Origin of the sequence: Halorubrum rubrum, assembly GCF_024494685.1 — an archaeon.
In the GTDB taxonomy this organism is placed as follows: Archaea; Halobacteriota; Halobacteria; order Halobacteriales; family Haloferacaceae; genus Halorubrum; species Halorubrum rubrum.
On record NZ_JANHDM010000003.1, the window covers coordinates 141,330 to 158,962 of the forward strand.

Here is a 17,633-nt window from a genome sequence, read left to right on the forward strand (position 1 = left end):
AGACCCCGCAACCGCCACGCTTTATTAACCGCCACGAGTACCGGCGACATGGACCAGTTGCGGCAGTCGCTCCTCGACGCGCCGATCATCGAGAAAGGCGAGTACCAGTACTTCGTCCACCCGATCAGCGACGGCGTTCCGATGCTCGAACCCGAGCTCCTCCGGGAGATCGTCATCCGGATCATCCGGAAGGCGGAGCTGGAGAACGTCGACAAGATCGTCACTCCCGCCGCGATGGGGATCCACATCTCGACCGCCCTCTCTCTCATGACCGACATCCCGCTCGTCGTCATCCGCAAACGCCAGTACGGCCTCGACGGCGAGGTCCCGCTGTTCCAGGAGACGGGGTACTCGGAGTCGGAGATGTACATCAACGACGTCGAGGAGGGCGACCGCGTGCTCGTCATCGACGACGTGCTCTCGACGGGCGGCACGATGAAGGCCATCCTCGACGCGCTCACCGACGAGGTCGGCGCGGAGGTCGTCGACGTCGTCGCCGTGATCAAGAAGGCCGGCGAGAACGAGCTCGACGACACCGACTACGACGTGAAGACGCTGATCAACGTCACCGTCGAGGACGGCGAGGTCGTGATCGTCGACGCCCAGGGCGACGAGTAGAACGCGGACGGTCCTCCTTTCGAACGGACGGTGGTCGATGAGGGGCAAAACCGATCCGAACGCACCCACATCGCTCGCGGCTCACGTCTTGCGGCTTTCCGCTCGGGTTCGCCGCGTCCCTCGCGCGATGCCGCTCGTAGCGGCGTTCACACTGGGGCCGAACCGAGCAGTCGTCGGGGCCCCGCCGTGCCGGATCCGGGTACCGCCGCGCGTCTCGTTTCGACCGCGTCGGAGCGGAACGAAGTTGTCACCGGCCGGAACACGATCGCGTTCGACGGGAGTCAGGACGCGTCGACCGCGCTGCCGGCCGCGATGAGGAACCCCGTGATCGCGGTGATCAGCGCGACGGTGCCGACGGCGACGACGCCGATCCGGAGCGTGTCGCCGGAGAGACGGTTGACGATCAGAAACAGGAAGACGGTGGTGACGAAGCCGATGAGCGCGAGCGTCCGCCCGAACCGAGCGAGATCGATGCCGGGCTCGACGTCGCTAGACACGGTTCAGCAGCTCCTTGAGGACGCCCTGGTACTCTTCCTCGGTGGCGGCGTTCCCGAGCGAGTGGATCGACTGAGCGATCCACAGCCCGGCGGTGAAGTTGATGAACGCCGTCATCGAGATGATACCGAGCTGTCCCTCGACGAACAGCCCCGAGACGACGGCCCCGACGAACCCCAGCGCCATGAACGTGTGCGTGAGCAGCGAGCGGGTACCGAAGTCGGCGAGCTGTAACGACAGACGGGTGCCAACGGCCATGCGTACGGTTGCGGCCGGTGACGTAAAGAGGTACCGCGACTCGCATCCGCCACCGACCGATCGATCCCGCCCGCTTACCCCTCGCGCCGCGTAGTGGCGGACGAGCATGACCGACACCGACCGGACCCACGACGTCGTCGTGTGGGGCGCGACCGGGGTAGCGGGGCGGTTCGCGGCCGAGTACCTGACCGAGCGATACGGTCCCGACGAACTCTCGCTGGCAATCGGCGGGCGGAGCCGGGACCGGCTCGATGCGCTCGCCGCCGACCTCGCCCGCTGCAGCGACGCACGGGACGACGTGCCGGTCGTCGTGGGCGACGCGACGGATTCCGAAAGCCTGCGCGCGGTCGCCAGGGAGGCGCGCGTCGTCTGTACGACGGTCGGCCCGTACACCCGACTCGGGACGCCGCTGGTCGAGGCCTGCGTCGAGACCGGCACGGACTACTGCGACCTCACCGGCGAGGTGAACTGGGTGCGCGAGACGGTCGACCGGTTCCACGAGCCGGCGGTCGACGCGGGCGCGCGGATCGTCCACAGCTGCGGGTTCGACTCCGTGCCTGCCGACGTCGGCACCCTGCTCGTCCAGTCGTTCGCGAGGGAGACGTACGGCGCGGCCTGCGACACGGTGCGGATCTACTTCGACGGCGGCAGCGGGAGCGTCAGCGGCGGCACGCTGGCGAGCGTCGGCGAGCTGTTCGAGGCGGCCGCGACCGACCCCCTCGCGCGGGAGGCGCTCCGGAACCCGTACTCGCTGGCGCCGCGGGGCGAGCGGAGCGGCGTCGATTCGGGAACACAGCGTTGGCCGCGGCGCGACCCCCTCCGCGGGACCTGGACCGCCCCCTCGCCGATGGCCCCGGTGAACGAGCGGGTGGTCCGGCGGAGCAACGCGCTCCTGGGCTATCCGTGGGGCCGCGACTTCCGCTGTAGCGAGGTCGTCCCGACCGGCGGCGGCCCCGCGGGCGCGGCGACCGCGGGGGCCGTCGCGGGCGGGCTCGCCCTGTTCACGGTCGCGATGTCCGTGGGACCGCTGCGCTCCGCGCTCCGCCGCTACGTCTTCCCCGCTCCCGGCGAGGGGCCGACGCGGGAGGAGGCGGACGCCGGGAGCTTCCTGATCCGGATCCTCGGACGCGGTACGGGCGCCGACGGTCCCTTCGCGGTCGAAGCCGAGTTCGGCGCCGACCGCGACCCAGGGTACGGCGCGACCGCGCGGATGCTCGGCGAGTCGGCCGTCAGTCTGGCGCGCGGCGACGTCGACTCGCCGTTCGACGGGGGCGTGTTGACGCCGGCGTCGGGGATCGGACTCCCGCTCGCGGACCGGCTCCGCGATGTCGACTTCACCGCATCGGTCCGCGAGACCGCGGCGAGCGAACGCGGATAGTCGACCGCGGGCACGGGCTCCTTTTCCGTCGGGCGCCCGAACGGCCGGGTACACATGAGCAGCGCGCTGTTCGTCGTGAGCGAGGAGGGGTACTGGGCCGAGGAGTGTATCGAGCCGCTTTCGACGCTCGAGAGCGAGGGCGTCGACGTGACGGTCGCGACGCCCTCGGGCTCGCCGCCCGTCGTCGACGAGCGATCGCTGGATCCGGACGCGGCGGGCGGCGAGGACACGGCGGCGGAGTACCGCGAGGTCGACGAGAGCCACCCGGAACTGAACGATCCCGAGCCGCTCGCGACCGTCGAGGCCGCCGACCACGACGCGGTCGTGTTCCCCGGCGGCCACGGGACGGTGTGGGACGTGAACCAGGACCGACACGCCCGCCAGCTGCTGCTCGACGCGGTCGCCGGCGACGAGGGCGTCGCGCTCGTCGTCTGTCACGCGGTCGGCATCCTCGCGTTCACGCGCGAGGCCGACGGGACGCCCCTCGTCGAGGGGCGCGCCGTCACCGGCTTCCCGAACGAGTGGGAGGAGGGGATCGTCGACGACGCGGACGTGCTGCCCGACGGCCGGAAGCTCCCGTACTGGGTCGAAGACGAGGTCCGGCTGGCCGGCGCGGAGTGGGACGCCGAACTCGACGCCGACGAGAGCGTGACCGAGGACGGCGATCTGCTCACCGCCCGCGGACCCGGATCGTCCTCGGCCGCCGCGGCGGCGCTGCTCGAGCGGCTGTGACCCGCGGGTAGCCTACCGGATCACGAACGCCGGCTCGTCGATCCGCTCGCTCTTACACTCGGGACATCGCGAGGGCGCGTTGAGCGGGTCGTCGAAGCCGTCGAACCCGCAGTCGCGACACGTCGGCGGGGCCACGAGGAACTCCTCGTCTTCGTCGTCCTCGCCGACCGACCGGGAGACGTGTTCGAGATGTTCGTAGACCGTCGGCGTCGGCAGCGAGAGTTCGACCGCGATCTCGCTCGCGGTCGCCGGCTCCGCTCGAAGTCTCGCCGCGATCCGCTGGCGGGTCGTCTCCATGGCTCCCGCTGGCGGGCGGGAAATAAAACGGCGACGGAGTCTCTCACCGTTGGCACAGACACAAGAAGTATGTCGCTCGCCCTCACGGGTACGTGTATGAAAGCAGTGGTACTTGCCGGCGGATACGCGACGAGGCTCTGGCCGATAACCAAGGACCGCCCGAAGATGTTCCTCCCCGTGGGCGAGCGGACCGTCATCGACGAGATCTTCGCCGACCTCGAGGGCGACGACCGGGTCGACGAGGTGTTCGTCTCGACGAACGAGCGCTTCGCCGACACCTTCTCCGCGTACCTCGCCGAAAGCGAGTTCGAGAAGCCGACGCTCTCGATCGAGGAGACGGTCGAGGAGGACGAGAAGTTCGGCGTCGTCGGCGCGCTGGCCCAACTGGTCGACCGCGAGGGCGTCGACGACGACCTGCTCGTCGTCGCCGGCGACAACCTGATCAGCTTCGATCTGGCCGAGTTCACCGACTTCTTCGAGGAGAAGGGGACGCCGACGCTCGCCGCCTACGACGTGGGATCGCTCGAGCGCGCCAAGTCGTACGGGCTCGTCGAGCTCGAGGGCGATCGGGTCGTCGACTTCCAGGAGAAGCCCGAGGACCCCAAGAGCACGCTCGTCTCCATCGCGTGTTACGCGTTCCCCGCCGGGACGCTGCCCGACCTCGCGACGTACCTCGAGGACGGGAAGAACCCCGACGAGCCGGGCTGGTTCCTCCAGTGGCTCCAGTCGCGCGAACCGGTTCACGCGTTCACCTTCGACGGCGCGTGGTTCGACATCGGCACCGCAGACAGCTACCTCGACACCGTCGAGTACGCGCTCGACGGCGGCAGCCTCGTCGCCGACGGCGCGACCGTCGAAGACTCCGAGATCGGCGACGTCGTCCACGTGATGGACGGCGCGGAGGTAACCGACTCCTCGCTCGAGCGCGCCGTCGTCTTCCCCGAGGCGACGATCACGGACAGCGCCGTCAAGAACACCGTCGTCGACGAACACGCCGTCCTCGAGGAGGTCGACCTCACCGGATCGCTGATCGGTGCGTACACCTCGATCACGAGCGGCGACGACTTCTAGCGGACGTTCCTCCCGACCGGTTCATTCCACGCGCTCCTCGCGAACCGCGTCGGCGACGCGGCACGCCGTCCCGTACTCCGCCTCGGAGTGGGCGATGAAGCGCACGTCCCGCAGGGTCTCCGGGTCGTACCCGCGGATCTCCTCCACGACGATCCGTGCGCCCTCCTCGAGGTCGAACCCCGCAACCCCACAGCCGAGCGCGGGGATCACGAGCGACGCACAGCCCCGCTCGTCGGCCGCCGAGAGCGCGTTTCGGGTCGCCTCGCGGATGCTCTCTTCCGTCGCGCGGCCGTCCCCGTAGTGGGGCATCGCCGCGGCGTGGATCACGACCTCGGCGTCGAGGTCGAACGCGTCGGTGACGGCGACGCCGCCGAGATCGACAGGCCCCTGCTCCGTCGCCGCGTCGGTTATCGGGCCGTTCGCCGCGCGTCTGAGCGCGCCCGCGACGCCGGAACCCATCCGCAGGCTCGTCCCCGCGGCGTTCACGAGCGCGTCCGCCGACGCCTCCGCGATGTCGCCCTGAACGACAGTGAACTCCATGCGCGGACGGTCGATCGCCGCGGTCAAGAGCGTTCCGCGGGGACGACCGCGTCGGCGTCGGTGTCGGGATCGGCGTCGGCGGAGCCGCGTTCCGCCGCGTCGCGCGTCCCCGTCCCCGCGTCCGCGTGCGTGTGGTGGTAGCAGTCGAGCGCGGGGTCGCCGTCGGCCGTCGCCGGGTGGAAACACACCCGCCGGTAGCGCCCGTTGTCGAGTAAGTTGACCGCGAAGCCGCCGGCGTGCCGCGACACCGACTCGTAGGGGTCGCCGCAGGCGGGACAGGCCGCCGGTGGATCGTCGGGGACGTACACGCGTGTCACCGGGTGTCGGATACGGTCCGCGGCGACTAAACGGGTTCGGCGACCGGGTCGACGGGGCGGTCGGCGGGGCCGCGGTCGGGCTCCGGGTCGGGCCCTCACTCCCGACGCGCCTCCCGGAGGCGTCCCGACCGCCAGCTCTCGAGGAAGGCGCTCACCGGGTGGTAGTCGGGCTCGACGGCCGGCGGCTCCGGAGCGACCGGATCGCCGCCGGCGGCGGGCGCGAGACGCTTCTCGTACCAGACGCCGGCCGGCCCGCGATAGTCGTCCGCGAGGTCCACGAGACGGCCGTGCCACCGATCGAACCGGTCGACGTCGACCGCGACCGGGTCGTTCCCGGCGTCGACGGTCCCGTGGCCCACCGCAGCCGCCTCGACCGCGTCCGGATCGACCCTCCCCGCGTCGGCCCGCTCCGCCAGCGCCGCGGCCGCGCCGATCCCCTCGGCGAGCGCCCACCCGTAGCGGTCGGGGACGAGGACGTCGCCGTCGGCCTCGACGGTGTAGACGAACCCGTCCCCCGTCCAGCCGAGGTCGACGGCGGCCGCGAACAGCTCGGCCGCGCGCGACGCCCAGCCGCCCGCGGGCGCGCAGCCGGCGTCGTACCGGTCGAGCAGCGCGAGGAGCGTCGCCCACTCGGCGTGGTGGCCCGGCTGGTAGCCGGGCGGTCGGAATCGGTGTCGCGGCGCGTCAGCGTTGTACGCGAAGTCGTGGTCCCACCCCTCGGTGTAGTGTTCCCAGAGGAGCCCGTCGGTCTCGGCGGCGAGGTCGACCGTGATCCCGCGGGCGACCCGTCGGGCACGTTCCAGGTATCGCCGGTCCCCGGTCGCCTCGTGGGCGGCGAGGTACGCTTCGCAGGCGTGCATGTTGGCGTTCTGTCCGCGGTACGGCTCGCGTTCGGTCCAGTCGGGGTCGCAGTCGCTCCGGAGGCGGCCCGTCCCGTCGTGGAACCGCTCCTCGAGGAGGGCGGCCGTCGCCTCGAGTCCGGCCTCGGCACCGTCGACTCCAGCGGCGGTCGCGCGGGCGTACGCGAGCAGCACGAAGGCGTGGCCGTACGCCGACCGGGTCCGGTCGACCGGGTCGCCGTCGGCGTCGACGACGAGGCGGTAGCCGCCGGCGTCGGCCCGATGTGCCGACTCGAGAAAGTCGATCCCGCGTTCGGCGGCGTCGACGCACCAGTCGGGGCCGCCCGCGACCGCGCCGGCCGCGAAGTTGGCGACCGACCGGCAGGTCGCGACGAGGTGCCGCCGGCCGTCGGCGCAGGGCTCGCCCGTGACCGGGTGGAGCGGCCGGAATCCCGCCCCGCCGAGCACGTCCGGGTACTGGACGCGGAGCGCGGCGAGGAGCCGACCGCGGGCGGTCGCGGACGCGCGCTCGATCACGGCTCAGGTCCCGGATCGCCGGCGGAACCGTCGTCATCGTCGCCCAGTTCGGAGTCGTCCGCCCCGTCGTCATCGCCGCCGACGTCGTCGCGATCGGCGACGCCGTCTCGGTCGGCCGGTTCCGGGTCGGCCGGTTCCGGATCGGCCGGTTCCGGATCGGCCGGTTCCGGATCGGCCGGTTCGAACCCGGCGCTCCCGAACTCGCCGCGCGGGTCGTGACCCGTCTCTCGGAGCCGCTCCCTGACCGCGTCGCGGTCGATCGTTCCCGAGACGGTTCGCGGGAGTTCGTCGGTGTACGCGACGGTTTTCGGGATCTTGAAGCCGGCGAGCCGGTCCCTAGCGAACTCGAGAAGTGAGTCGTCGAGGTGGTCTGCGGTGGCCGAACCGGCGTCTCCAGCGGCCGCGGGACCGGCGTCGCCCCCGGTCGGCGTATCGACGTCACCGTCCGCTTCGGAGGCGCTCTCGACCTCGACTTCGTCCTCGCCGCCGTCGCCAGTTCGCTCCGGACCGTCCTCGTCGATCGCATCAGTCGCCGATTCCGCGTCGACTCCCGATTCCGCGTCGACTCCCGATTCCGCGTCGGTTGCCTCCGTCGTCTCGATCGCGGCGGGTCGGTCCCCGACGGCGACGAGCGCCGCGACGCGTTCGCCCCACTCGTCGTCCTCGAGGCCGACGACGGCGACGTCGTCGACCGCGGGATGTCCCCCCAACACGTCGGAAACCTCGCCCGGCTCGACGTTCTCGCCGCCGGAGATGATCCGGTCGTCGAGCCGGTTGAACACGTAGAGGTAGCCGTCCTCGTCGAGGGTTCCGACGTCGCCGGTGTGAAGCCCGTACGGTCCGAACTCCTCACCTGCCGCGTCCGGACCCAGATACCCCGACGTTATCGTCGGGCCGTCGACGACGATCTCGCCGGTCTCGCCGGCGTCGACCGGGTCCCCGTTCTCGTCGACGACGACCACGTCGGTGCCGAAGACCGGGCGACCGACCGTGTCGGGCCGGTCGCGGGTCGCACTCGGCGTGGCCGTCGCGACCTGCGAGGCGGCCTCGGTCATCCCGTAGGTCGGGTACACCGGAACCGAGTAGTCTCGGCAGCGCTCGATCAGCTCCTCGGGGGCCGGCGCGCCGCCGAGGAGCACGACCCGCAGCGTGTCCGCGAGCGTCCCGCGGCGGTCGAGCATGCGCTCGAGCATCGTCGGCACGAGCGAGACGCCGGTCACGTCGTACCGGTCGATGTCGTCCGCGGTGCCGCCGGGATCGAATCCCTCGCGAAGCACGAGCGTCGAGCCGTAGAGCACCGCCCGGTACACCGGCGCGAGCCCGCCCATGTGGTGGAGCGCGAGCGAGACGAGCCAGCGGTCCTCGGGGTCGACGCCGAGCCGAAACGCGGACGCGACCGCCGACGAGTAGACGTTGCCGGCGGTGAGCGGGACCGGCTTCGGCGCGCCGGTCGTCCCCGACGTGAAGAGGATACACAGCGGATCCTCGAACGTCCACGCGGCGGGTTCGACCGGCTCGGGATCGACGTCGTGGACGGCGGTGACCGTCGCGTCGGTGGGCTCGTCGACGGAGAGGACCGGAACGTCCTCGACCGCGTCGAGCGCGTTCGACTCGGTCGACTCCGCACAGACCACCGCGTCGAGGCCGACGCGATCGACGCGTTCGCCCAGTTCGCGCGGAGTGAGCTCCTCCCCGAGCGGAACGAGCGTCGCACCGAGACGCATCGTCGCGTGGACGAGCCCGACCGTTCCGACGTACGGCGGCGTGAGCACGCCGAGGCGGTCCCCCTCGGCGATCCCGTGTGCGGCGAGCCGACCAGCGGTCTCCGAGACGAGTCGATCGAGGTCGGCGTACGTCCACGCCTCCCCGTCCTCCGCGCGGATCAGTCCGACCTCGTCCGGCGAGGAGACGACCCGGTGTGAGAGCCAGTCGCGCATGATCAGGCGAACGGAAGCCGACGACGTGGGTCACTCATCGTCGTACCTACTCATCGCTCGGCTGTCGGACGGTCAACACCGGGACGTCGGCGGTTCGAACCACCCGCTCGGTCACGCTCCCGAGCAGGTACCGGTCGAGCCCCTTCCGTCCGTGAGTCCCCATCACGATCATGTCGATCCCGTGTTCGTCGACGTACTCGCGGATCGATCGGTAGGCGGTCCCCGACGCCACCGTCGTGGTCGCCTCCACGCCGGCGTCCGCCGCGGCGTCGGCGACGCGCGCGGTCGCCTCCTCTCCTTCCGACTGTAGCGCGTCGATGACGATCTCCGAGCCGGCCTCCAGCGTCGAGTACGCGGAGCCGTCGACGACGTAGAGCGCGTGGAGTCGGGCCCCGTACCGGTCAGCGAGGTCGATCGCGTGTTCGATCGCGGCGTCGGAGGCGGGACTCCCGTCGGTCGGCACCAGAATGTCGTCGTACATCTCATCGAGCGATACGCCGGGTGCCGATTAAAAACCCGATCCTCCGGCGGCCGCCGGCGAGCGATCGACCGCGAGCTAGCGGAAGCCCATCGCTTCGATCTGCTCCTGATAGCGGTTGCGGATGGTGACCTCGGTGACCTGGGCGACGTCGGCGACCTCGCGCTGGGTCTTCTTCTCGTTACACAGGAGCGAGGCGGCGTAGATCGCGGCCGCGGCGAATCCGGTGGGAGACTTCCCGGAGAGCAGTCCCTGCTCCGCGGAGACGTCGATGATCTCGGTCGCCTTCGACTGAACCTCCTCGCTGAGTTCGAGCGAGGAGGCGAACCGCGGGACGAACTGCTTCGGATCGACCGGTTTGAGCTCCAGTCCGAGCTCCTGGGAGATGTAGCGATACGTCCGGCCGATCTCTTTTTGCGGAACCCTGGACACCTCCGCGACCTCGTCGAGCGAGCGGGGGATCCCCTCCTGTCGACAGGCGGCGTAGAGCGCGGCGGTGGAGACGCCCTCGATCGACCGGCCGCGGATGAGGTCCTCGCTCAGCGCGCGTCGGTAGATGACCGAGGCCACCTCGCGGACCGACCGGGGAACGCCGAGCGCGCTCGCCATGCGGTCGATCTCCGAGAGCGCGAACTGGAGGTTCCGCTCGCCCGCGTCCTTCGTCCGGATCCGCTCTTGCCACTTCCGCAACCGGTGCATCTGCGAGCGCTTCTCCGAGGAGAGCGACCGACCGTACGCGTCCTTGTCCTTCCAGTCGATCGTCGTCGTCAACCCCTTGTCGTGCATCGTCTCCGTGATCGGGGCGCCGACGCGGGACTTCGACTGCCGTTCGGAGTGGTTGAACGCCCGCCACTCCGGCCCGCGGTCGATCGTCTGTTCGTCCAAGACCAGCCCGCAGTCCTCACAGACGAGCTCCTGGTCCGCGTCGGTGACGATCTCGGCGGAATCACACTCGGGGCAAGCGATCGCTTCCTCGTCCGATTCTCGCTCGGTGTCCCGCTCCCGTTGGCGCTGCCGGCTCGGACGTTCCATTATAAGGTTTCTGGTCACTGCCGTATTTAAGACTTGTTCACAAATATTGGAGAGGAAACACGATCGAACGCCGAAGATGAGAGCCGAATACCCGACGTACAGCGTCTCTCGATCCGTATTACGCCCGATCAGTGTGAAAGTCGAAGGTGCGGCGGTACTCGAAGGGCGGCTTCCGTCGTCCGCGTCCGAACACGAAACGTGACCGACGCTCCGTGACGCACGAATTATTACTATCAAACATTCAAAAAGGCTTTTGTATAACTAGAAACTATGACGTGTATGAGCACGACGGAGCCCCACGGGATCGACGCCGCGATAGACGGCTGTCGCCCCGCCGAGATAGACCCCATCGTCGTCGACGCGGCCGACCTCGAGAGCACCGCGCCCGAGTACCTTCGAGACCTCAAATCCGGCCTCTCCGCGCGCGGATACCACCCGGCGACGCTCTCCGTCGACGCCTGCTTCGCCGACGACTGCCCGCTCGCCGCCGGCGAGGAGGCCGACCGGCTGCGCGGGTTCGTCCGCGCGGCCGCGTTCCTCGGAGCCGGCCGGATCGAGGTCCGCCTCGACGAGGTCGCGAACGCCGAGACGGTCGAACCGACGCTGTCGGCGCTGGCCGAGCGCGCCCGCCGCGAGGGAGTCGAGTTCGTCCGGGTCGACGACATCCCGACCGACGGCGACCCGACGGCGGCCTGAGCGCATGGCGACGAAGCGATCGCTCGCGACGAAACTCGGCGTCATCGCCGGATTCGAGAGCCCCCGCGCGGCCCTCGAGCAGTACCCCACCCCGCCGGACCTCGCCGCCCACGTCGTCCACCTCGCGGACCTCCAGGGCGACGTCGACGGCCGGACGGTCCTCGATCTGGGTGCCGGAACGGGGATGTTCGCGCTCGCTGCCGCGCTCCGCGGGCCCGCGCGAGTCGTCGGCATCGAACTCGATCGCACCGCCCTGACCACCGCGCGCGACAACGAGCGCCGTGTCGCCGCGAGCGCCCCCGTTCACTGGATACAGGGGGACGCGACGCGAGCGCCGGTGAGCTTTCGAGAGCCGGTCACCGTCGTGATGAACCCGCCGTTCGGGGCGCAGGACGGCAACCGCAACGCGGACCGGTCGTTCCTCGCGACCGCGAGCGACCTCGCGAGCGTCTCCTACTCCGTCCACAACGCCGGCAGCCGCGACTTCCTCGAGGCGTTCGCCGCCGACAACGGCGGCGAGGTGACCCACGCGTTCGCGGCCGACTTCGCGGTCGACGCCCAGTTCGACCACCACGCCGAGGACTCCCGCGACCTCGACGTCGAGGTGTACCGGATCGAGTGGGAGTCAGTGACCCACGACTGAAGTCGTGGGCTTTCCTTGGTCCTCCGTGAACCGCCCGCTCGTCGATCTCTCCGCCCGCCGTCAGCTCCGTTCGCGCCCCTCGTACCGCTCCCGCTCCGCGATCCGAACCCTCGAGTCGCCGCGTTCGGCGTAGATCGCTTCCGTCTCGCGGTGGAACTCGACCTCCTGGAGCGTCACCGACCCGTTTCGCGGAGGGATCGACGCCGTCGCGTTTTCGCCCTCGTGAGCGACGCGGAGGTCGAAGCCGCCCTCGACGGCCGCGACCGTGACGTTCCGACCGTCGAGGACGGGTTCCGCGTCGACCGCATCGCTCACGAACAGCGTCGATCGGCCCTCCTCGCGAACCGCGTCGACGCGGTAGGTGGCGTTTCCGCCGACGGCGACCCACCCGGTGCGCTGTACCCACACCGTCTCGCGCCAGCCCGTCCCGCCCACGTCGACGGCGCGGTACCCCCAGAAGGCGAGGTTCCCCTTCGAGACCGCCGTGGTCCAGATCTCCCGGTCCGGGTTCGCGACGATCACCCCCGAGGTCCGCACCGACGTGGAGCGACCGAACGCCTCGACGTCGATCGCGCTCACCGTCCGGTCCTCGACGTCCTCGGCGTAGGTCACCTGGTACCCCTCGACGTCGACCGGATCGCCCGGAAGGCCCGCCTCGTCGACCGCGACGAGGTTGGGAACGACCGCGGGGCCGGCGACGGCCGCGAACGCGGCGAGGAGCAGGAACAGTCCGAGCGCCGCTGGCGTCGCGGACGCGACGCTCTCGCGTATCGTTCTCGGGTTCGGCACCGCGATCGCCGGACGGATCGGCCGCTCTCGTCCCGCGACGGCGACGGCGACGATCGCGGCGAGCGCGAGGACGCCGGCGAGTCCTAGCGCGCGGTACAGCTCGTACCGCTGATCCCCCAGGTACCAGTAAACCGCCCACAATCGGCGCGACGCCCCGAACAGCGCCACGGCGGCGAAGACGGCGAGCGCCGAGACGTGCGAGGGACCGGCGTGCCCCCGCGATCGTCGGCGGAGGAGCCAGACTCCGACGAGCGCCCCGGCGATCAGCCCGAGCGCGTGTCCCTGGATCGCGACGTTCGCCCAGCTCGGCGGGCCGAACGAGGGGGTCGCCTCCGCGATCTCCACCGGCGTTCGGACCGCCTCGTAGACGACGCTCACGAGGGTCGCCGCCGTCAGCGACGCGATCGTGCCGATCGGGTAGTGAACGAGCGCGAATCCCCACAGCGCGAAGACGACGCCAGAGAACCCGATCACCGGTCCGAGCGCGAAGAGCGAAGAGACGACCCCGAAGGCCAGTATCGCGCCGGGGACGACACAGAAGGCCCGAACGTACGGGTTCTCTCGGAGCGATCCGAACGCCTCGCGTCCGCGCTCGCGCGGGAAGTGACCGTACGCGTACTCCGCGAGCGTCCCGGCGACGAGCGTCGACAGCAGGTTGCCGGTGACGTGCCCGCGGCTCGCGTGTGAGAAGCCCGCCCAGAGCATTCCCTCCGGGTAGAAGTACGACCACGCGCGGAACGGGATCACGACCGGGCGGTTCGGGTTCTCGATCCCGCTCTGTACGAAGAGGTAGACGCCGATCACGAACCCGACGGCGACGAGCGTGCCCCACGGAACGCCCAACAGCAGCCGCGACCGGAGCCGCCGCCCCCACGATCCGGCGGGGCGGTCCGAGGCGTACACCGCCGCCAGCGCGGCGATCGACGCCGCGCCCGCGAACAGCAGGTGAGCGGCGTCGACCGGTAGCGCCTCGAGGGCCATACACCCACTACAGCGACCGATCGCATATCAATTCGCGGGTCGCCGCGGCGAGTGCGCGGGGCGCGGCGGGTGCGAGGAGCGTGACGAGCGCGACGGATGGAGTCGACGTGGGGGGATGCGGGGGGCGCGGTGAACCCTCCGAGAGCTCCCTCAGATCTTGTTCTCGGCGTCGTCGGCGAGCTCCTTCATCCGCTTGCCGACCCGGCCCGCGGGCGAGAACTCGTCCTCGCTCATCGCGTTCGCTAAGGCGTTCCCGAGCACGAACACGGCGTGTTTGTGCTCGCTCTTCGATTTGTGGACGTGCGAGGGGTCGACGTCGAGCTCGTCGTACGGGTCGAAGAGCCCCTCGTCGACTGTCTCCTGTGCCCGGAAGTGTTCCATGATCGTCACCATCTGTTCGTGAAGCTCGAGCAGTTCGTCCTTGTGCATGGAGCCAAATACGGGTCGGAGTCGGTTTAAGCGTTGTTGAGGGTGAGACGCACGGATCGGGAAAAAACGGGCGCGTCACGCCCCGACTACCGGTCAGAAGACGTACTCGTCCTCGTGACCCATCATCCCCTCGTCTTCGAATCCGCCGGAGTCGTCGTCCTCCATGGGTCCGCTCGTCTTGTACGCCTTGATTCCGGTCGAGAGGAGCTCCTCGACGGCCTCCTCGCGGTTGAGGAACTCGCCCTGTTCTACCATCTGCGTGATCTGCATCTCCAAGTGTTCCGGGACGGTTATCTTCACTCGTGGCATTCTCTTGGCCGCGTCTAACAGGATAGTGTATATAAATGTAGCGTCGGCTCTCGGGTGATCCGAAACTCGATCTATTTACTTTCAAAACAATACTTTCGGATCACACATCGTCGGTACGGGGTTTCCGAAACGAGCACGTGAGATCCGAACGGTACCCATACGGTTCCCGAGTCCGTATCCGGGGTATGACCGAGACACGGACGGAGGAGAGTGAGAACCCGGTAACCGACGGTATCGAGGACCTCACCGGCCTCTACCGCGAGTACGGCGACGACCGGCTTCCGCCGGGACAGCGCGAGACCGACCGGTTCCCGGTGCTCTCGAAGAGCGGCACGCCCTCGTGGAGACCCGACGAGTCCTTCGAGGTCTGGGGGGCCGTCGACGACTCGCTCTCCCTGTCGCTCGAGGCGGTCACGGAGCTTCCCGCGGTCACCCAGCGACAGGACTTCCACTGCGTCACCGGCTGGAGCAAGTTCGACTGTGAGTTCACCGGGGTCGAGTTCGCCGAGATCGTGGAGCGCGCCGGCGTCCGCGAGGACGCCGACCACGTCATGTTCCACGCGCTCGACGGCTACACGACCGACCTGCCGCTCGCGGAGTGTACTCGAGACGGCGTCCTCTTCGCGTACGAATACGACGGCGAGGACCTCCCGCCGGACCACGGCGGTCCGCTCCGCGTCGTCACGCCCCACAAGTACGCCTACAAGGGAGCGAAGTGGGTCTCCGGCGTCGAGTTTCTGACCGAACGCGAACTGGGCTACTGGGAGAAGCGCGGCTACAGCGACACCGCGAACCCCTGGAAGGAGGAACGGTACAGCTGAACGGCCGAGGGATCCCCGCGACCGCGCACGGATTCTCGACCGCACACGGATCTCGACCGCACACGGATCTCGACCGCGTACGGATCGGCGTCGCTCCGGTCACGACCCGCCGGAACGCGGGGGGAGTTGACACCCTTAAGAGCCTCCGGACCCGAACTCGCTTCAATGGAACCGGCGCGTTCGACGTCGTCGCCGCCGCTCGTCAGCCGCACGACCGCGGTTTCGTCGCCCGCGTTCGCGGCGGCGTTCGACGCGCTCCCGACGCCGCGGACGGTCTGGAGCGCCCCCGACGACGCGCTCGTCCTGGCGGGCGGTGCGGCCGCGACGCTGACCGCGAGCGGGCCGGACCGGTTCGCCGCGATCCGCGAGGCGACCGACGATCTGTTCGACACCGGCGACGTCCACGCCGGGACGGAGGCGGCCCGACCGCGGGTGTTCGGCGGGTTCGCCTTCCACGAGGGGGCCTGTGCCGGCGACCCGTGGAAGCCGTTTCCGGAGGCGCGATTCGTCCTGCCCCGCGTTCAGGTCACGTTCGCCGACAACGGGACCTGGCTCACGGTGACGGACGCGGGATCGGACGCGTCGGCGGCGGCGGTCGAGCGCCGGCTGGACCGCGAGACGGACCGGCTGGACGGCCGCCCGGCGGACGGGTCGCGGCCCGGTCGACCGGGGATCCGCGGGAAGCGACGGACGACGAGCCGGGAGGACTGGCGGGAGAGCGTCACCGCCGCGCTCGATCGGATCGGCGAGGGCGAGCTGCGGAAGGTGGTGCTCGCCCAGGCGCTCGAGGCCGACCTCGCGAGCGAGTTCCCCAGGGCGGCGACGCTCGAGCGGCTCGCCGCGAAGTACCCCGACTGTCACCGCTACTGTTTCGAGCCCGACGACGGCGGGAGCGTCTTCTTCGGCGCGACGCCGGAGCGGCTCGTCTCGCTTCGCGGCCGAACCGTCGAGACCGACGCGCTCGCCGGAACGACCGGTCGCGGCGAGACGCCCGCGGAGGACGAGTGGCTCGCCGAGGAGCTGCTCGCCGACGCGAAGAACGTCCACGAACACGAACTCGTCGCGGAGACGGTGCGCGATCAGCTGGAGCCGTACGCCGCGTCCATCTCGGCCGGCGAGCGTCGCGTCCGTCGGCTCGCGACGGTCCAACACCTCCACACCCCGATCACCGCGGAGCTGGACGCGGACCGACACGTGCTCGAGCTCGTCGAGGCGCTCCACCCGACGCCGGCGGTCGGCGGGCTCCCGCCGGACCGCGCCCTCGAGACGATTCACGAGACGGAGCCGTTCGATCGCGGGTGGTACGCGGCTCCCGTCGGCTGGATCGACGCCGCCGGCAACGGCGCGTTCGCGGTCGCGATCCGCTCCGCCGTGGCGACGCCCGACCGGGCCACCCTCTTCGCCGGCGTCGGACTCGTCGGCGACTCCGATCCCGACCGCGAGTGGGACGAGATACAGCTCAAGTACCGGCCGATCCTCGACGAGTTGGAGGAACACGACGCGGGCGATCCCGGCGAATCCGCCGGCTTCACCGACGGTGGCCCGGTGGACGACGGAGCGCCCGAACGCGACGACTGACGGCCGTCACTGGAACATCTTCAGCGGCTCCGCCTGCGAGCTCTCCTCGGTCGCCTGTCGCATCCGTTCCGCGAGCTGCTGTTTCGCGTCGCGGATCTCCGTCGCCTGGTCGACGAGGCCGTCCGTCGACGTCTCCGTGCCCGCGATGGGGTCGATCCCGTCGCGGATGAGGATCCGCGCGGCCTCGGGATCGGGGAACTGCGGGTCGGACTCGACGATCAGCCCGACCGCGTCGCGGTCGCGCTCCAGCGACGCCGAAAGCATCGCCCCGGTCGGCCCGGAGACGAGCCCGGACTCGGGCGGATCCGACACCTCGGCGCGCGCCAGGGCGTCGTCGCCCTCTCCGGTCGCGATCCCGTAGATCGACGGCGGCTCCTCGCCCTTCTCACGGCCGAGTCCCGAGAGGAACACGGGGAAGGTGCCGGTCTCGTCGAACCAGCCGTCGAGACAGTTCGCGACCTCGGCGGCGGCGCTCGGGTGGACCGGCACGTCGCTTCGGAGCGCCACCAGATCGCGCTCCGGATCCGCGTACAGCCGCACCGGCGTCGTCGCCGACGAGTCCGACTCCAGGTAGACGGCGACCGGCGGGAGCCCGTCGCAGTGGACGTTCGCGTAGTGGACCATCCCGTGTGCGTCGATCATGTGGTCGGTCGCGATCTTGCCGACGAGCCCGACGCCCGGAAACCCCTCGACCAGGGTCGGTTCCGAGAACGAGACCGCCTCGTCGAGAACGGATATTCGCGCCATGCGCGGCGGTACGACGCGGGGCGACCTAAAGGTAGGCGTGGCGTCGGACGCGGGACGTCGCGCGGGCTCCCGCTCGCACCGATGTCGACCCGAAACCGACTAACCGAGCGG

At 70.2% G+C, this 17,633-nt stretch carries 21 protein-coding genes; 8 read left to right on the forward strand and 13 right to left on the reverse strand.

The window, feature by feature from the left end:
* The first annotated feature begins 48 nt into the window (after positions 1-48).
* On the forward strand, positions 49-618 hold the full coding sequence (gene hpt / locus NO889_RS04960) for a hypoxanthine/guanine phosphoribosyltransferase (protein ID WP_256411158.1): 570 nt from the start codon (positions 49-51) through the stop codon (positions 616-618).
* Positions 619-899: 281 nt separating this feature from the next.
* Here the strand turns inward: hpt and NO889_RS04965 are convergent, their stop codons facing one another.
* Both NO889_RS04965 and NO889_RS04970 read right to left on the reverse strand, forming a co-directional pair.
* On the reverse strand, positions 900-1,115 hold the full coding sequence (locus NO889_RS04965) for a hypothetical protein (protein ID WP_256411159.1): 216 nt from the start codon (positions 1,113-1,115) through the stop codon (positions 900-902).
* A complete protein-coding gene (locus tag NO889_RS04970; protein WP_256411161.1) occupies positions 1,108-1,371 on the reverse strand; it encodes a hypothetical protein in 264 nt (87 codons plus the stop codon). The genes NO889_RS04965 and NO889_RS04970 overlap by 8 nt, the downstream gene beginning before the upstream one ends.
* A 106-nt stretch (positions 1,372-1,477) precedes the next feature.
* Here NO889_RS04970 and NO889_RS04975 point away from each other — a divergent pair, with 106 nt between their 5' ends.
* The gene (locus NO889_RS04975; RefSeq protein WP_256411163.1) at positions 1,478-2,749 is read left to right on the forward strand and encodes a saccharopine dehydrogenase family protein; all 1,272 of its coding nucleotides are present in this window, start codon (positions 1,478-1,480) and stop codon (positions 2,747-2,749) included.
* Positions 2,750-2,803: 54 nt separating this feature from the next.
* Positions 2,804-3,481, forward strand: coding sequence for a DJ-1/PfpI family protein (locus NO889_RS04980; RefSeq protein ID WP_256411164.1), 678 nt, complete (start codon positions 2,804-2,806; stop codon positions 3,479-3,481).
* 12 nt (positions 3,482-3,493) lie between these two features.
* Here the strand turns inward: NO889_RS04980 and NO889_RS04985 are convergent, their stop codons facing one another.
* Complete coding sequence (locus NO889_RS04985; RefSeq protein WP_256411165.1) at positions 3,494-3,778, reverse strand: transcriptional regulator; 285 nt, start codon at positions 3,776-3,778, stop codon at positions 3,494-3,496.
* Positions 3,779-3,874: 96 nt separating this feature from the next.
* On the opposite strand from NO889_RS04985, the gene NO889_RS04990 reads away from it, so the two are divergent.
* Positions 3,875-4,849, forward strand: a complete 975-nt coding sequence (locus NO889_RS04990; RefSeq protein ID WP_256411167.1) for a nucleotidyltransferase family protein — start codon at positions 3,875-3,877, stop codon at positions 4,847-4,849.
* A 21-nt stretch (positions 4,850-4,870) separates the two neighbouring features.
* Here NO889_RS04990 and NO889_RS04995 read toward each other — a convergent pair whose 3' ends face one another.
* From NO889_RS04995 to NO889_RS05020, 6 genes are all read right to left on the reverse strand, one after another.
* Entirely contained in the window at positions 4,871-5,389 is a 519-nt protein-coding gene (locus NO889_RS04995) for a macro domain-containing protein (RefSeq protein ID WP_256411168.1), read from the reverse strand.
* Between the two features lie 23 nt (positions 5,390-5,412).
* A complete protein-coding gene (locus tag NO889_RS05000; RefSeq protein ID WP_256411307.1) occupies positions 5,413-5,697 on the reverse strand; it encodes a DUF8145 family protein in 285 nt (94 codons plus the stop codon).
* 104 nt (positions 5,698-5,801) lie between these two features.
* Complete coding sequence (locus NO889_RS05005; RefSeq protein ID WP_256411169.1) at positions 5,802-7,082, reverse strand: AGE family epimerase/isomerase; 1,281 nt, start codon at positions 7,080-7,082, stop codon at positions 5,802-5,804.
* Complete coding sequence (menE, locus tag NO889_RS05010; protein WP_256411170.1) at positions 7,079-9,019, reverse strand: o-succinylbenzoate--CoA ligase; 1,941 nt, start codon at positions 9,017-9,019, stop codon at positions 7,079-7,081. Before menE ends, NO889_RS05005 begins: the two co-directional genes overlap by 4 nt.
* A gap of 46 nt (positions 9,020-9,065) precedes the next feature.
* A complete protein-coding gene (locus NO889_RS05015) occupies positions 9,066-9,500 on the reverse strand; it encodes a universal stress protein (RefSeq protein ID WP_256411171.1) in 435 nt (144 codons plus the stop codon).
* Between the two features lie 75 nt (positions 9,501-9,575).
* The gene (locus NO889_RS05020; RefSeq protein WP_256411172.1) at positions 9,576-10,529 is read right to left on the reverse strand and encodes a transcription initiation factor IIB; all 954 of its coding nucleotides are present in this window, start codon (positions 10,527-10,529) and stop codon (positions 9,576-9,578) included.
* A 279-nt stretch (positions 10,530-10,808) separates the two neighbouring features.
* Here NO889_RS05020 and NO889_RS05025 point away from each other — a divergent pair, with 279 nt between their 5' ends.
* Both NO889_RS05025 and NO889_RS05030 read left to right on the forward strand, forming a co-directional pair.
* On the forward strand, positions 10,809-11,225 hold the full coding sequence (locus NO889_RS05025; RefSeq protein WP_256411173.1) for a DUF7961 family protein: 417 nt from the start codon (positions 10,809-10,811) through the stop codon (positions 11,223-11,225).
* 4 nt (positions 11,226-11,229) lie between these two features.
* Complete coding sequence (locus NO889_RS05030; protein WP_256411174.1) at positions 11,230-11,868, forward strand: METTL5 family protein; 639 nt, start codon at positions 11,230-11,232, stop codon at positions 11,866-11,868.
* Positions 11,869-11,928: 60 nt separating this feature from the next.
* On the opposite strand, the gene NO889_RS05035 is transcribed toward NO889_RS05030, so the two are convergent.
* From NO889_RS05035 to NO889_RS05045, 3 genes are all read right to left on the reverse strand, one after another.
* On the reverse strand, positions 11,929-13,638 hold the full coding sequence (locus NO889_RS05035; RefSeq protein WP_256411175.1) for a rhomboid family intramembrane serine protease: 1,710 nt from the start codon (positions 13,636-13,638) through the stop codon (positions 11,929-11,931).
* Between the two features lie 150 nt (positions 13,639-13,788).
* The gene (locus NO889_RS05040; protein WP_066415056.1) at positions 13,789-14,067 is read right to left on the reverse strand and encodes a UPF0058 family protein; all 279 of its coding nucleotides are present in this window, start codon (positions 14,065-14,067) and stop codon (positions 13,789-13,791) included.
* A 93-nt stretch (positions 14,068-14,160) separates the two neighbouring features.
* Positions 14,161-14,376, reverse strand: a complete 216-nt coding sequence (locus tag NO889_RS05045; RefSeq protein WP_066415053.1) for a ribbon-helix-helix domain-containing protein — start codon at positions 14,374-14,376, stop codon at positions 14,161-14,163.
* A 185-nt stretch (positions 14,377-14,561) separates the two neighbouring features.
* On the opposite strand from NO889_RS05045, the gene NO889_RS05050 reads away from it, so the two are divergent.
* Together NO889_RS05050 and NO889_RS05055 are read left to right on the forward strand one after the other, a co-directional pair.
* Positions 14,562-15,197 (forward strand): molybdopterin-dependent oxidoreductase, encoded by a 636-nt coding sequence (locus NO889_RS05050; protein ID WP_256411178.1) that lies wholly within the window; start codon positions 14,562-14,564, stop codon positions 15,195-15,197.
* A 165-nt stretch (positions 15,198-15,362) separates the two neighbouring features.
* Positions 15,363-16,775 carry an isochorismate synthase gene (locus NO889_RS05055; protein WP_256411179.1) on the forward strand — a complete coding sequence of 471 codons (1,413 nt, stop codon included), beginning with the start codon at positions 15,363-15,365 and terminating at the stop codon, positions 16,773-16,775.
* 6 nt (positions 16,776-16,781) lie between these two features.
* Here NO889_RS05055 and NO889_RS05060 read toward each other — a convergent pair whose 3' ends face one another.
* Positions 16,782-17,522, reverse strand: a complete 741-nt coding sequence (locus NO889_RS05060; protein ID WP_256411180.1) for a proteasome assembly chaperone family protein — start codon at positions 17,520-17,522, stop codon at positions 16,782-16,784.
* Positions 17,523-17,633: the final 111 nt, after the last annotated feature.